The sequence below is a fragment of the Hyphomonas sp. genome (assembly GCF_016125515.1).
GTDB lineage: Bacteria > Pseudomonadota > Alphaproteobacteria > Caulobacterales > Hyphomonadaceae > Hyphomonas.
Map to the genome: position 1 here is coordinate 247,323 of NZ_WGLO01000008.1, position 14,745 is coordinate 262,067.

Below are 14,745 nucleotides of genomic sequence, written 5' to 3' on the forward strand. Positions count from 1 at the left end.
GCCCCACCCTCCCTAAAATGGGGAGGGGACATGTCACTCTATGTGACGCGCTCAGCCAGCCCAACGGTGCAGCCTGTCCCCTCACCGGTGGCGGAGAGGGTCAGGGCGGCGCCGAGGCCTAGCACGAACATCCGGACCTTCAGGGCCGTCCAGGAGAGGTGTTTGCGGATAAGGGCGCTTGGCGCCCGCGGAGACGCCCGAGCTTCGACCTCGCTCAGCATGAGTTGGGCGGGGTTGGGGCCGAGCGGGGGGCGAGGTTTGTGGGCGGGGCGGGTTGCCCGGCGCGGGGGCGATGGGCTAGAGCGCAGGGCTTCAAACTTCCAGCGTCAGGAGCCTTCGATGGCCGGTCATAGCAAATGGGCCAACATCCAGCACCGCAAGGGCAAGCAGGACAAGAAACGCGCCGTCCTGTTCTCGCGCCTCTCGAAAGAGATCACGGTGGCCTCGAAAATGGGCGGGCCGGACCCGAACATGAACCCGCGCCTGCGCCTTGCCGTGCAGAACGCCAAGGGCGCGTCTGTGCCCAAGGACAATATCCAGCGCGCCATCGACAAAGGCCAGAGCGGCGGCGGTGCTGATTATGCCGACATCCGCTATGAAGGCGTCGGCCCCGGCGGCGTCGGCATCATCATCGAGGCCTCGACCGACAACAAGAACCGCACCGCGACCGACGTGCGCTCCGCCTTCGCCAAGAATGGCGGCGCACTCGGCACGACCGGTTCGGTATCCTTCAATTTCGACCAGCTGGGCGAATATGAATTCCCGCTGGAGGCCGGCACGCCGGACGAGGTGATGGAAGCGGCGATCATGGCCGGCGCGCAGGACGTGGAGTCCGACGAGGAAAGCCACTGGATCTATACCGCGCGGGAAGATTTCGCGGCGGTCGGCACCGCTCTGGCGGAAGCCTTCGGCGAGAAGGTCGAGCCGAAATCGGCGAAGATTATCTGGAAGCCGAAGGTCAATGTGGCGGTCTCGGGCGAAGCAGCAGACCAGCTGATGAAGCTGCTCGATGTGCTCGACGAACTCGATGACGTGCAGAACGTGTTCGATAATTCCGAACTTTCGGAAGAGGAAATGGCGCGGCTGGCGGGCTAGGCCCGAAGCGGCCGGGGAACGGGGATATCATGCGGATTGCCATGACTTCGGATCATGCGGCTGTCGGGCTGAAGGCGGCGCTGACGGATTGGCTGCGCGCGGAAGGCCATGAGGTCGAAGATCTGGGTACGGATGGCGAGGCGAGTGTCGACTATCCGGATTTCGGCTACCGGCTGGCCGGGCATATTGCGGCCGGCAAGGCCGAACGCGGCGTTGCGCTGTGCGGCACCGGCATCGGAATTTCCATCGCGGTCAACCGCCATCCGGGCGTGCGGTGCGCGCTGGTGTCCGAACCACTGTCGGCGACGCTGTCGCGCGAGCACAATGATGCCAATGTGATCGCTATGGGCGCGCGCATCATCGGCATCGAAATGGCCAAGGCCTGCCTTACGGCCTTCCTGACGACGCCCTTCGGCGGCGACCGTCATGCCCGCCGTGTCGGCAAGCTGGGCCAGCCGCCGGTCTGAGCGCGCCATGATCAAGATCGAACAGCCCGGAGCCGCCGACATCGATATCCTGCATGCGATGCTGCGGGAAACCTACTGGTCGCCCGGCGTGCCGCGCGACACGGTGGAGCGAGGTTGCGCCAACTCGATCTGCGCGATTGCCCGCGACGGCAACGGGACGCTGATCGGCTTTGCCCGGACCATCACCGACCGGACGGTGTTTGCCTGGGTCTGCGACGTGATCGTGGCGCCGGAACACCGGGGCAAGGGACTCGGCCGCGGCCTGGTGCGTTCACTGATGGAACATCCGGACATGCAGACCGTGAGACGCTGGATGCTCGGCACGGCGGATGCGCACGGCGTCTATGCCGAACTGGGCTTCGGCCCGATCAGGGCGCCCCAGCGTCTGATGGACCTGATCAAGCCCGCGCATTACGCGAAGCCCGAAAGCTGACGCCGGCAAGGCGCTTCTAGGACCCGAGCCCCAGGCTTTCCAGTATAGTTTCGGTGTCGGCGCCGAGCCGCGGCGGGGGCAGGCGGTGGCTGCTGGCTGGCGTTTCCGAGAAAGCGACGGGGTGGCGCATCGAGCGGTATTCGCCGATCTCCGGGCTCGAGACCTTTTCGAAGAAGTCCGTGGCGACGAGGTGGGCGTCGGTCAGGACTTCCGGCAGCGTATTGTAGCGCATCGCGGGGATATTCGCCTTGTCGAGCAGTTCCAGCCATTCGTCCGTGGTCCGCGTGGCGGTGACGTGTTCGATGAGAGCATAGAGGGCGCCGGTATTTTCGGTGCGGGCGGCATAGGTGCTGAAGCGCGGGTCCTTGAAGACGTCTGGCTGGCCGCCGATTTCGAAGAAGGTTTCCCATTGCTGGTCCGAGTACGGAACAAGACCGATATAGCCATCGAGCGTGGGGTAGGGGCGCCGGTTCGGGTTGACCGAACGGGTATAGGCGAGCCTGCCCTTGGGCGGGATGAAGGTCTCGCCATAGAGGTTCTCGACCATGTTGAAGAAGGTGAAGCATTCCAGCATCGGCACCTGCACGAACTGGCCTTCGCCGGCGCGGGCCTTGTGAAAAAGGGCGGCGAGGGTTGCGTAGGTAGCGAACAGGCCGGCCGTCTTGTCGGCGACGAGGGATGGGGCGTACTCGGGGCGGCCGCCGGAGCGGATGGCGTTGAGGTCGGCGAAGCCCGATGCGCCCTGGATGAGATCGTCATAGGCCTGACGGAATTCATACGGCCCGCCTTTGCCGAAACCGGCGCAGTGGACGTAGATGATGGCGGGATTCAGGGCCTTCACCTGTTCATAGCCGAAGCCGAGGCGTTCCATGCCGGCGAGGCGTACATTGTGGAAGAAGACATCGGCAGTCTTGAGCAGCTCGGTGAGCGCGGCCTTGCCTTCGGGCGTCCTGGCGTCGAGCGTGATCGACTTCTTGTTGCGGTTCAGCGCCATGTAGATCGGGCCGAGATCACCGGTCGGCGACGCGCCGGCATAGCGCATCGTATCGCCCTTGCCGGGCGGCTCGATCTTGATCACTTCGGCGCCGAGGTCGGCGAGGATCATGGTCGCGAAGGGGCCGAGAACAACTGTGCTCATGTCGATGATGCGGACGCCGGATAGCGGGCCGGGACGGGGCGCGTCGGTCATGCGGCGATCTCCTGGTAGCCTAGCGGTTAGTGGCCTGCAGGCGCCCTCGGAATCAAGGGCTTTCCACGCGTCATGCCAGCGCGCGCCGGGCCGCCTCGATGTGCGCCATCTTGGCGTCGAAGCGCGACCAGTCGTCGTGCTCGGCGATGGGGTCCCAGAGGGCTTCGACCTCTTCGATGACGAGGCTGACCGGGAGAGGGGCCTGGAAGTAGGGTTCGGCGAGGCGTTCGGGCCGGACGGGCGCGCGGTCCAGCAGCGCGGCGCGGACCGGTTCGAAGCGGGCTTCGGCATAGAGCGCGGCCTGGGGCGAGGCGGCGGCCCGATCGGCGGAGGCGGCGCCGCCGAACCAGTCGAAGAAGGTTTGCGGCCAGCTGGCGCCGCTGTCGGTCATCCATGCATAGAAGACCTGCAGGAAGCCGAGATCGCGGGCATGGTCGCCGCCCGAGGCAAGACCCAGCAAGGCATGGGTGTGCGCGGCGAAGCTGTCGCGGTAGGCCGCTTCGTAGGGCGCCAGCGCCCGGGCGAGGTCTTCTGCTTCGGCGAGGAGCAGCATGGCGGAGGCGAGCTGTTGGAGCGCCCAGCCACCCTGCAGGGGCTGTCGGCCAAACCGGTAGAGACCGTTCTGGTCGAAATAGGCGGCGGTGAAGTTCGGATCCGATTGCGGCAGGAAGCGCCAGGGGCCGAAATCGAAGGTCTCGCCGGTGATGTTGAAATTGTCGGTGTTCATGACGCCGTGCACGAAGCCGGCGGCCATCCATTGGCCGATCATCCGGCCCGTGGCGAGGGCGATCTGCTGCAGCAGGGCGCAGGTCTTGTCAGCCATCTCCGGATGGTCTGCAGCAGGGTGGAATTCGGCCACGCAATAATCGACAAGTTCGGCCATGGCGTCCCGGTCTTCCAGCCAGGCGGAGCGCTGGAAGGTTCCGAACCGGACATGGCTGTGGGACAGGCGCACGAGGACCGAGCTGCGGGTCGGCGAAGGCTCGTCGCCGCGTTGCAGGGCCTCACCGGTCTCGACAAGGCTGAAGGCCTTGGATGTGTTGACGCCGAGGGCTTCCAGATAGCTGGCGGCGAGGATCTCGCGCACGCCGCCCTTGAGGGTCAGCCGGCCATCGCCGTTGCGTGACCAGGGCGTTCGGCCGGAGCCTTTGGTGCCGAGATCGAGCAGGCGGCCGGCCGGATCGCGCAGCTGGGCAAAGAGGAAACCGCGTCCGTCGCCGAGATCCGGATTGTAGGTGCCGAACTGGTGGCCGTGATAGCGCATGGCCAGTGGCTGTGGCAGGTTGCCGGGCAGGGGGCGGAACCTTGCAAAATGTTCCAGCCAGTCCGGCGCGGACAGTTCCCCCAACCCTACCGCTTGCGCCCAGCGCTGGTTGCGCCAGCGCAACACTCGCTGAGGAAAATTTGCAGGTGTGACGGGATCGGCAAATCTTGCCGCGAGTTTCTGGAAGGGCGGCATGTGAGTTCCGTTTTCGTATTCACACGTGGTTGCTGAGCGCATTGAGGTAAAGTGATGCTTAACCGCCATGTCGGGACGGGTTGGTTCTAAATTGGTATGCGGCGGCGCAGCACACAAGCCCTCTTTGCGACCGGGTCGAGACGCTTAAGGATGGAAATTGGTCAAATACATGACAAGTGGCAGAAGCTTGCGCCAGACCATAATAGTTTCGGGAGGAAACGAATGAAAACTTTCAAAGGAATGCTGTTTTATGCATCAGCCATTGCGCTGAGCAGCAGCTTGGTTGCTCACGCTCAAGAAGCCGATGACGGCGAGCGCAAGCTCGGTACGGTGACGGTCACGGGTTCGTTCATTCAGGGCACACCTGAAGATGCGGCCCTGCCGGTGGATGTGCTGAGTGCGCAGGACCTCAAGCTTGAAGGCAAGCCGACGATCACGGAGCTGATCCGCAACCTCGGCCCCTCGTCCGGTGTGGATGGCCAGACCAACCAGTTCGCGTCGAACGGCCTCGAAGGCACGTCGAACATCAACCTGCGCGGCCTCGGCCCCGCCCGTACGCTGGTGCTGATCAACGGTCACCGCCAGACCTATCACCCCTATTCGATCGGTGAGCAGGCGCAGCTGTTCGTCGATACGAACAACATTCCTTCGGCCGCAATTGGTCGGGTTGAAGTGTTGAAAGACGGTGCCGCGGCGCTTTACGGATCGGACGCAATTGCCGGCGTTGTGAACTTCATCACAAACCAGGATCTCGACGGTTTTGAGGTCGGTGGTTCGTTCTCGCAGTTCGACGGATCCGATGGCGACTTCGACATCTCTGCGGCCTATGGCCTGCAGGGCGCGAACTTCAATTGGGTGACCTCGGTTGGTTACAACAAGCGCTCGGAAGTTCTGCTAAGTGAAAAGGACTGGGCTGTCCGGCCATTCGCCGAAAACCCCGTCGGAGGCTGGTCTTCGCTGTCGAACCCGGGCCGTTATGTGCCACTCAGCGCCGGCTTCACGCCGCTGGCAGCAAACGTCAACGATTTTGGGTGCGATGAAGCCGGGGGCATATACGCAGGCGCTGCAAGCTCCTGCTATTTTCAATTTACGCAGTTCGACAACCTTGTCGAAGAGGAAGAGCGCTATCAGGTCTTCTCAGAATACAACCGAAACCTCGGCAATGGTGCTGAACTGCACCTTGAAGCAATGTATGCTTACTCGGATGTGCCGACCTGGAAAACCTCTCCATCCTATCCGCCGCAGGTTCTGACCAACCAGCTGCTGCTCGCCAGTCACCCTGGCTTCATCCAGTACAACCTTGACAATCCCGGCGTCTTCCCGGCCGGCACGGCGGCAGCGCTCTACATCGGCCGGTCGTTCGGCTATGGCGGCTCCCCCCTTACCGGCGGAGCGCAGGAAGGTTATCGCACCAGCGAAACCTTCCGCGGGTCAGGCGGCCTCAAAGGCGACTTCACCAACGGCGTGAATTACGACGCGACCATCAGCTATTCGACAACCGAAAGCGAACGTCTGACCAATGATACGTACATCACCGGTTTGACGAACGCGCTTCGCGGATTTGGCGTTTGTACCGATCCGAACACCGGCTTCGACCCGGCAACCGGCACTTCGCCATTGTCAGCCGGTTATGCGGGTACGCTCGCCGCCGGCGTCGGTTCGTGCGAATATTACAATCCCTTCTCCAACGCGATTCCGTTCAACGCTGTGACCGGTGCGGCAAACCCGACGTTCGTACCAGGCCTTGAGAACACCGCCACGCTTGCAGACTGGATCACCGATCCTAGCCTGACCACTGCGAAGACTGACTTGCTTGTCTTTGATGGCATCCTGTCGGGGGAGAGCAGTGTCCAGGCCTCGGGCGGAGCTGTCGGCTGGGCTGCCGGCATGCAGGTTCGCCGCGAATCCTACAAGCTTGATCCGTCGGCGTTGACCGACCTGTCGGTCACGCCTGGACCGGGCGGCACGGGTCCGTATTCGTTCCTTGCTGGCACGCTGCCATCGGATGAATCGCAGACCATCTATGCCATCTTCGGTGAACTTCAGGTACCTCTCTATGACAACCTGAATATGCAGTTCGCCGTACGCTACGAAGACTACGGCGGCGAAATCGGATCGACATTCGACCCGAAAGTCGCTGCGAAATGGGACGTGACAGACAACTTTGCCTTGCGCGGTTCGGCCCAGACCTCCTTCAAGGGTCCGACGCTCAACCAGCTCGGCGGTGTGGGCACCAGCCTGCAGTTTGTGGCTCCGACGAGTGCGTTCAAAGCCGTAGACACCTTTGGCAATGCTGACCTGAAGCCGGAATCGGCCTTCAGCTTCAACGTCGGTGCCCTCTATGACACCGGCAACTTCCAAGCATCGCTCGACTACTACAACTTCGACTTCTCCGACCCGGTGATCGTCGAGGAGCAAGCGCAAATCGTGAACGCGGCCGTGGCTGCACTTGCGACGGCGACTACGGCAGATGATGCGATTCTGTCGAGGATCACTTTCAACAATCCGCTGGCGCCTTCGGCGTCAACGATTTCCCGCATCCGGGTGAACGTGACCAACGGTCCGAACATCCAAACCTCGGGGATCGACCTGCGAGCCAGCAATGTGTGGGATGTGGGTAGTTCCGAGTTCACGTTGGGTGCGGATGCGACGTACATCATCGAGTACGTGGTAGACCCCTACATCGTCGAAGGTCTTGCAATTGGCGGCGGCGACTATGTCGGCCAATTCAACCGGTCAAACTTCACGCGCTCGATGCCGCAATGGAAGGCCAACGTTTTTGCCAACTACGCTATCGGTGAGCACAATCTGCGGGCCGTGATGCGTCATATCGATAGCTACAAGGATGAACGTTCAGCCGCCGCACGAGGCGGTGTTGGCGAGACAATTGATAGCCAAACGACGTTCGACCTCTTCTACAACTTAACATCGGAAGCCTGGGGTCTCGACTTCGGCCTGTCCGCTGTGAACGTTACGGATGAAGATCCGCCCTTCGCGGCTTTCGACGTCAACTATGATCCTTACACGCACAATCCATTCGGGCGTACGTTTAAGGTAAGTGTGACCAAGCGCTTCGGTGGCAGCAACTGATCCATAGGACTGTTTGACAAAACAAGACGGCCCCCGGAAATCCGGGGGCCGTTTTTCTTTGCCGGTTTGCCCAGCAACAAAAAGGGCGGACCCGAAAGCCCGCCCTTTCCCGTTTGAGGACACGGGGCTTTAGCCGCGGATCGTGAACTCGATGCCGATGGTGCGGCCCGGCTGCAGCGGCTGGAAAGTACCGGCGGCCGGGTTCGGATCGAACGGGGCGTTGACACCGTTCGACAGGTTCTGGCCACCCGGAACCAGCGGTGCAAGCGAACCGCCGAACGGCACTTGCGTATCGCCGCCCGAGACGACCTCGTCGAGCAGGTTCTTGCCGAACAGCGAGACCGACAGGCCTTCATACGGCGTGTTCCAGGTGAAGTTTGCGTCGACCTGGTCGGCTTCGTTGATGTAGCCGAAATTGTTGTCCGTATAAGCAAACTCGTCGCGGTGCTGGAAGCTCACGCGCGAGACGAGCGACCCGCGCTCTGCAAGATCGAGATCATGCAGCAGGCCGAAACCGTAGGTGGTTTCCGGCACGCGGGGCAGGGCGAGCGCGAGGTCCTCCGGACCCAACGAACCGTTGCCCGAAATATCGAACTTCACAGCGGTGTATTCGGCATCGAGGATACCGATGTTGGCGGTCAGCAACAGGTTGTCGGTGAGCGCGTAGCGGCCTTCGGCTTCGAAGCCGAGGATTTCGGCGTCGGCCGTGTTGATGATCGTCTGGGCCACGCCCGAGGAAGGCGAGGACAGGTTGAGCTCGCGCTGCATGTTCGTGATGTCGTTCAGGAACACGGCGGCGTTGAGCTGGCCCTTGCGGTCCTGCGTTTCGTATTTGAAGCCAACCTCGTAGGAGTTCACTTCTTCCTCATCAAAGGCGCGGCTGCTGCCGGCCGGGAACAAGGCCTCGAAGGCGACAGCGTTGGTGATGCGGAAGTTGTAGCCGCCCGAGCGTACGCCCTGGGTGTAGTGGCTATAAATCTGCATCAGGTCGGTCGGCGTGTACTGGAAGCCAATCTTCGGGTTCAGGTTCGACCATTCCTGCGAGTCGGTGAAACCGTTCGGCTCACCTGGCACGAAGGGGTTTGTGCCCGTCGTCGGGCAGGTATTGTCGACCACCGAGCAGAACGGGCGCGGGCGCACGTAGGTGATGTCTGCGATCTTTTCTTCCGTGCCGTAGCGCAGGCCGAAGATACCGGTCCATTTGTCCGTGAACGCATAATCGACCTGGCCGAAGATGCCATACACGGTGTGGTCCTGACGGCCGCCGCCGTTGAACTGGGCCGCCGTGACGGTCGGAAGGTTGCGTCGTTCAGTGTAGGCGATTTCCTGGTTGAACCAGAACACGCCCGTAGTGACGTCGGCCTTGCCGAAGGTGCCGGCATAGCGCAGCTCGTTCGAGTATTGCTCCTGGACGAGTTCAGTATCCGAGTGGAACAGGAACAACGGCAGGGCGTCGATGTCCCCATTCGAGGTCGAGTCGAGGTCGCGGTAGCCGAAGATGTTCGTGATGCGGCCATTGCCGAAGCTCACGTCATAGTCGGCGCGCAGCGTGGCGAAGGTCGTGTCGGCCTGGTAGCGGCCGATATTGTCGACGGCGAGATCGAAATTGTCGCGGCTGTAGACGCCGGAGTTCTTTGCGGCCGGACCATCGGTCTGGGTGGTGAAGGATTCCAGCTTGCCGAGCAGGGTGAAGTCTTCGGTCGGCGTGAATTCCAGCGCGCCGCGCACAATGAAGGTCTGGGCCTCACCGATGTTCGAGTTGTCGAACTTGTTGTTAAAGTAGCCGGAATCGTAATTGTAGTAGGCGCCGATCTTGCCGTTCAGGAGACCTTCGGCGATCGGGCCGGACACGCCGGCCTGCAGGGTCGACGAAGGGCCGCCGCGGCCGTCATCGATCGGGCCTTCATAGGTGGCCTTTGCCTTGTACTGGAAAGTGTCGGTCGGGTTGCCGGTATTGATCAGCACCGCGCCGCCGGTGGTGTTGCGGCCGAACAGCAGGCCTTGCGGGCCGCGCAGGATCTCGACGCTGTCGAGGTCGAACAGGTCAAGCACCACGCCATTATTCACACCGAGATACACGCCGTCCACGAACACGCCGACGGTCGGGTCGATTGACGGGATCGAGGAGTTGATGCCGAGGCCGCGGATCGAGAAGTTGGCGGTGCCGCGCGCGGTGCCGATGTCTTCCAGCTGGATGTTCGGGGCCGAGTAGGACAGGCTGGAGACGTCGCGCACCTGAAGGGCGTCGAGCGTTTCGGCGTTGAAGGCGGTGACGGCGACGGGAACCGACTGGACGTTCTCGACGTCTGCTTTCTTGGTCGCGGTGACTGTGATGGTGCCGAGGACGCGGTCGATGGCGGACTCGCGTTCGGCGGTCGCTTCAGGCGTTTCCGAAACCTGAGCATAGGCCGGCACGAAGGCAATCATTGCCGCCGATACCGACGACATCAGTACTTTGCTGAATTTCATTCCTGGGAGTTTCCTCTAAGTGATTTCTGTGCGGGACGGTGGATCCCAGCGCGTCACTTAGGGTAATTCCTTTCATATAGAATAGAGTCAGGCGCTTGTTTTTTCTATAAAGTTGGGGGTGTTGCCCCAAGGACACGCCTTGGCGCTTTACAAGGTTGTCATGCCCGAAATTACAGCGCGCCGAGCGCTTTGCCGGTGACCACGCCGGCGTCGCGCGCGGCGAGGCGGGCGGTCGAGGAAATGTGAGTAAGATTGAGGAAGCCGTGCACCATGGTGCTGTATTCGCGCTCCGAGGCGTGCACGCCGAGGCTGCGCAGCTTGGCGGCATAGGCGAGACCCTCATCGTGCAGCGGGTCCCAGCCGCAGACGATAATGTGTGCCGGCGGAAGGCCCCTGAGGTCCTCGATCGGCGAAAAAAGCGGCGACATGCGCCGGTCCATGCTGCAGGCAGGGTCGGCGAGGTAGTGACCCTTGAAGAATTCGAACAGGCTGGCCGAAATGAAGAATCCGCTCTCCTGCGGCGACATCTTCTTTGTGCGAATGTCGGCAAACTGGAGCAGGGGGTAGAGCAGCAGCTGGAAGGCGGGTTTCGGGCCGCGGGCGCGCACCATCTCCTGGCAGAGATAGGCGGCGAGGTTACCGCCTGCGCTGTCGCCGGCCACCGCCATGCGGGCTGGGTCGATGCCTGCCACGGCGCCGGCCTTTTCCTGGATCCAGGCCCAGGCGGCGAGCGCGTCGTCATGCGCGCTCGGGAAACGGTGTTCCGGGGCGAGGCGGTAGTCAACCGCGATCACCCGGCAGCGCGAGCCTTCCGCAAGGCGACGGCACAGCATGTCATGGCTGTCGAGGTCGCCGAGGACGAAGCCGCCGCCATGGAAGAACAGGATGCCCGGACCCGGTGGGACACCCGCGCCAAGCGGCACATAGAGGCGCGCCTTGATGGGGCCGGCCGCACCCGGAATGATCAGGGGACGGATCTCGGCCAGTTCCGGCGCATCCGGCTCGCTGGAATAATCAATCTTGAGGAATTGCTGGCGCAGACGGTCGATCGGCAATTTCAGGTCAAGCGGCTTCAGTTCCGGCAGATTGAACCGGTCCCGAAAGCTGCGGAGGGCATCGTCAAACGTCATGAACGCGCCATTGCCTGCCAATTCTGACCAAGTGATGGCAGTTCTCTGGCGATGCAATCAGCGGGCCAGCCGGAGCCCGTTCAGAGCGCGATCACGCCTTCAGCCAACGGCTCGGCATACAGGGCCTGCACAAGATTTGCGCGGCGATTGACCACGAGGCGCTGGTTTACATAGCCCTTGTCGGTGATCTCGCCGGCATCGATGCTCGGCGGTTCGATCATGACCATCAGGCGCTTGATCCGCCGGGACGAGCCTTGTTCGGCGGCGTTGAAGGCGGCAGCGCGGCGGGCCAGATCGGCCTTCAGCGCGGCCATTCCCCCGGCGGCGTCGCCAGCCGCCTTGATGTATTGTTCGGCGGCAGCCGGCGAGGGCCATACCAGCGCGGTGGCAAAATCCTTGTCTTGGCCACAGATCACGGCGTCGAAGATCAGGGGTGAGCAGGCCGCCACGAAATCCGGCCGCAGCGTGCCGACCGAGACCCAGGTGCCGGAGGAGAGCTTGAAGTCTTCGCCGACGCGCCCATCGAAGACGAGGCCCTTGTTGGGATCGGTCTCGTCAACAAATTTCACAGCGTCGCCAAGGCAATAGAAGCCTTCTTCATCGAACACTTCGGCATTCTTCTTCGGGTCGTTATGGTAGCCGGGCATGACGGTCGGGCCCTTGACGCGCACTTCCAGCTTTTCGCCATTGGGCACGAGTTTCAGCGTCGTGCCGGGCAGCGGCAGGCCGATTAGACCAACGCGCTCGACTTCCCAATGCACGACGGTAATGCCTTGGGTTTCAGTGGCGCCGTACATGGTGACGATGGGGATACGATGACCCGTCGCCTTGATGGCGAGGGCTTGCAGGCGGTCATAGAGGTCGTCGGACAGTGTTGCTCCGCCATACCCGATGGAGCGCATATTCTTGAAGAACGCATTTAGAAGCGTCTCGTTCTGCTCCATCTCGTCGGCCAGCATCGACAAGGCTATGGGCGCTGTTCCGAATACGGACGGGCTGCAATCGCTGATATTGCGGATGGTTTCGCGGAACAGGGCCGCGGTCGGCTTGCCGCCGTCGATCCAGAAGGTCGAACCGTTCCAGAGCGCGCTGTTGAAGTTCACGTTGGAGCCCGAGATGTGGTTCCAGGGCAGCCAGTCGAGCAGGTTGTCGACCCGGTCCGGATCGTGGTCCGGGTCGCGGGCATTGTCGCGCAAGCCTTCCTGGCCGGCGATCAGCGAACACATGGCGCCCTGCGTCTGGGGGACGGGCTTGGGCATGCCGGTGGAGCCAGAGGTAAAAAGGTATTTGCCGATACTGGCATCGGTCAGGCTGTCGCGCGCGGCGGTGACGGCTACGGTCGGCGTGGTGGCCGCGAGGCTGTCATAGGCGAGTACGGCATTGTCGCCGTCCGGTTCGGCGGTGACGATCCTGAAGGCGCCGGCGGGCAGCGCGGCGAGGGCCCTGCGGAAGGGCGCAAGCTGTTCGGCGAAGACAATGGCGGGCTTCACGGCGTCGAAGCAGTGTTTCAGCTTGTCGAAATCGGTCGACATTGTGGAATAGGGCACCGAGATAGGCGCGGCCGGGGCGCCGATTTTCTGGGCGGCGAGAATGACCATCGCGGCGCGGATCGAATTGCCGGACAAGAGCATCACGGGCGCATCGGGGCCGGCGCCGATATCGAGAAAGGCCTGCGCGAGGGCGTCGGTGATCTCTTTGGCTTCGCCATAGGTCAGCGTGATCCATTCATCCGTCTGCGGAGCGCGTTCGCGCAGGAAGGGTCTCTCCGGGTGCTGGGCGGCGCGTTCGTCCAGGGCATGCGGAATCGATCTCGGGCGCGGACCGGGGGCCTGACGGGCGGAGATGTAGAATGCCCCGTCTTTCCGGGTCATCGTGACGTCCGGCAGCTTCTGCGGCAGCGGACGGAAGGCAGGCAGGGGCTGGGCCTCGGTCATGGCAGGTTTCCTCCGGTGTCGATGTGTTTTGCCGAGCCATAAAGACTCCGCTCCGCCATTCAACGGGTGACGCCGCGATAGGCTGCGCCGTCAGGCTTCGGCTTGGACCGCGTCAGCCACCAGCGTCAGCGCCTGCTGCATCAGGGCTTCGTCGAGCGCCTCGGCCATCACGCGGATCAGGGGTTCGGTGCCTGATTTGCGCACGACCATCCGGCCGCGATCGCCCAGGACGGCTTCGGCTTCGGCCAAAGCGGCTTTCACCCTGTCGGACTCGAGCGGGTTGGCGCCGGAATAGCGGATGTTGGACAGTTTCTGCGGCGCCGGCGTGAAGACACGCAGCATGTCGGAGGCCTTGCCGCCGCGTGCGGCGAGGACGGACAGGACCTGCAGACCGGCCAGCAAGCCGTCGCCCGTGGTCGAGACGTCCGACAGGATGATGTGTCCGGATTGTTCGCCGCCGAGATTGAAGCCGTGCTGGCGCATATGCTCGCCGACATAGCGGTCGCCGACTTTTGTGCGTGCAAGGACGAGTCCGCTGGCCTTAAGATATGCGTCGAGCCCCATGTTGGACATGACGGTGGCGACCATGCCGCCGCCTTTCAGGCGCCCGGTGCGGTGCATCTCGCCCGCGATCAGCGCCATCACCTGGTCGCCGTCCACTTCCGCGCCCGTCTCATCGACCACGATCAGCCGGTCGGCGTCGCCATCGAGCGCGATGCCGATATCGGCGCCGGTTTCGAGGACAGCCGCCTTGAGCGCGCCCGTGGCGGTCGAGCCGACGCCGGCATTGATGTTGATGCCGTCGGGCGCAGCGCCGATCAGGGTAAGCCGGGCGCCGAGCTTGCGCAGGGCTTCCGGCGCGGTTTCGAATCCGGCGCCGTGGGCGCAGTCGAGCACGATCTTCAGTTTCGAGAAATCCTGGCCCTTGCCGATGGTTTCGAGACAACGTTCCAGATAGCGGGCGGCAGCGCCGGGCAGATTGGCCAGTTCGGAAATGGCGGCCGGTGCGGCGTAGGCGCCCTCGAAGGCGGCTGCCATGGCGGCTTCGAGTGTTTCCTCGACTTCATCCGTGAACTTCACGCCTTCGGGGCTGAAGAGTTTCAGGCCGTTGTCTTCAAACTTGTTGTGGCTGGCCGAGACCATGAAACCGAGTGCCGCGCCGGTTTCGCGGGCGATCAGCGCGACGGCGGGTGTCGGCACGATGCCGAGGCGCACGGGCGTTACACCCATCGAGGTCAGCCCGGCGATCAAGGCGGCTTCGATCATCTCGCCGGAGCGGCGCGTGTCGCGGCCGATGACCACCTCGCGCCCGCCCTCGGGCGCAAAGGTGCGCGCCGAAGCGATCGCCAGCCGCAAAGCGGTTTCGGCCGTCATCGGGCGCTGGTTGATCCGGCCGCGGATGCCGTCGGTGCCGAAATACTGCCGGGCCATGGAACCTCTCTTTGCTGGCCCCCTAGCTGCCAGAATTCACCTGAACTG

Annotated in this window: 10 protein-coding genes; 4 read left to right on the top strand and 6 right to left on the bottom strand. The window is 62.9% G+C overall.

Annotation, left to right across the window (positions count from 1 at the left end):
- Positions 1–339: 339 nt before the first annotated feature.
- From GC148_RS07635 to GC148_RS07645, 3 genes are read left to right on the top strand one after another with little or no spacing between them, the layout of a single operon-like run.
- Positions 340–1,095 carry a YebC/PmpR family DNA-binding transcriptional regulator gene (locus tag GC148_RS07635; protein WP_291070074.1) on the top strand — a complete coding sequence of 252 codons (756 nt, stop codon included), beginning with the start codon at positions 340–342 and terminating at the stop codon, positions 1,093–1,095.
- 29 nt (positions 1,096–1,124) lie between these two features.
- Positions 1,125–1,562 (top strand): ribose 5-phosphate isomerase B, encoded by a 438-nt coding sequence (gene rpiB / locus GC148_RS07640; protein ID WP_366063380.1) that lies wholly within the window; start codon positions 1,125–1,127, stop codon positions 1,560–1,562.
- Positions 1,563–1,569: 7 nt separating this feature from the next.
- Positions 1,570–1,995, top strand: a complete 426-nt coding sequence (locus tag GC148_RS07645) for a GNAT family N-acetyltransferase (protein ID WP_291070076.1) — start codon at positions 1,570–1,572, stop codon at positions 1,993–1,995.
- A gap of 16 nt (positions 1,996–2,011) precedes the next feature.
- Here GC148_RS07645 and GC148_RS07650 read toward each other — a convergent pair whose 3' ends face one another.
- On the bottom strand, positions 2,012–3,184 hold the full coding sequence (locus GC148_RS07650; RefSeq protein WP_291070077.1) for a CoA transferase: 1,173 nt from the start codon (positions 3,182–3,184) through the stop codon (positions 2,012–2,014).
- A gap of 70 nt (positions 3,185–3,254) precedes the next feature.
- A complete protein-coding gene (locus GC148_RS07655; protein WP_291070078.1) occupies positions 3,255–4,643 on the bottom strand; it encodes a protein adenylyltransferase SelO family protein in 1,389 nt (462 codons plus the stop codon).
- A gap of 150 nt (positions 4,644–4,793) precedes the next feature.
- On the opposite strand from GC148_RS07655, the gene GC148_RS07660 reads away from it, so the two are divergent.
- Positions 4,794–7,733, top strand: coding sequence for a TonB-dependent receptor (locus tag GC148_RS07660; RefSeq protein WP_291070079.1), 2,940 nt, complete (start codon positions 4,794–4,796; stop codon positions 7,731–7,733).
- 129 nt (positions 7,734–7,862) lie between these two features.
- On the opposite strand, the gene GC148_RS07665 is transcribed toward GC148_RS07660, so the two are convergent.
- The 4 genes from GC148_RS07665 to glmM form a co-directional block, all read right to left on the bottom strand.
- Positions 7,863–10,202, bottom strand: coding sequence for a TonB-dependent receptor (locus GC148_RS07665; RefSeq protein ID WP_291070080.1), 2,340 nt, complete (start codon positions 10,200–10,202; stop codon positions 7,863–7,865).
- 170 nt (positions 10,203–10,372) lie between these two features.
- Entirely contained in the window at positions 10,373–11,332 is a 960-nt protein-coding gene (locus GC148_RS07670) for an alpha/beta hydrolase (RefSeq protein WP_291070081.1), read from the bottom strand.
- A gap of 80 nt (positions 11,333–11,412) precedes the next feature.
- On the bottom strand, positions 11,413–13,266 hold the full coding sequence (locus GC148_RS07675; RefSeq protein ID WP_291070082.1) for an AMP-binding protein: 1,854 nt from the start codon (positions 13,264–13,266) through the stop codon (positions 11,413–11,415).
- A gap of 90 nt (positions 13,267–13,356) precedes the next feature.
- Positions 13,357–14,697, bottom strand: coding sequence for a phosphoglucosamine mutase (gene glmM / locus GC148_RS07680; RefSeq protein WP_291070083.1), 1,341 nt, complete (start codon positions 14,695–14,697; stop codon positions 13,357–13,359).
- Between the last annotated feature and the right edge of the window lie 48 nt (positions 14,698–14,745).

Coding starts and splice junctions, on each gene's coding strand:
- GC148_RS07635 (WP_291070074.1), top strand. CDS start 340: ATGGCCGGTCATAGCAAATGGGCCAACATCCAGCACCGCAAGGGCAAG.
- rpiB (WP_366063380.1), top strand. CDS start 1,125: ATGCGGATTGCCATGACTTCGGATCATGCGGCTGTCGGGCTGAAGGCG.
- GC148_RS07645 (WP_291070076.1), top strand. CDS start 1,570: ATGATCAAGATCGAACAGCCCGGAGCCGCCGACATCGATATCCTGCAT.
- GC148_RS07650 (WP_291070077.1), bottom strand. CDS start 3,184: ATGACCGACGCGCCCCGTCCCGGCCCGCTATCCGGCGTCCGCATCATC.
- GC148_RS07655 (WP_291070078.1), bottom strand. CDS start 4,643: ATGCCGCCCTTCCAGAAACTCGCGGCAAGATTTGCCGATCCCGTCACA.
- GC148_RS07660 (WP_291070079.1), top strand. CDS start 4,794: ATGGAAATTGGTCAAATACATGACAAGTGGCAGAAGCTTGCGCCAGAC.
- GC148_RS07665 (WP_291070080.1), bottom strand. CDS start 10,202: ATGAAATTCAGCAAAGTACTGATGTCGTCGGTATCGGCGGCAATGATT.
- GC148_RS07670 (WP_291070081.1), bottom strand. CDS start 11,332: ATGACGTTTGACGATGCCCTCCGCAGCTTTCGGGACCGGTTCAATCTG.
- GC148_RS07675 (WP_291070082.1), bottom strand. CDS start 13,266: ATGACCGAGGCCCAGCCCCTGCCTGCCTTCCGTCCGCTGCCGCAGAAG.
- glmM (WP_291070083.1), bottom strand. CDS start 14,697: ATGGCCCGGCAGTATTTCGGCACCGACGGCATCCGCGGCCGGATCAAC.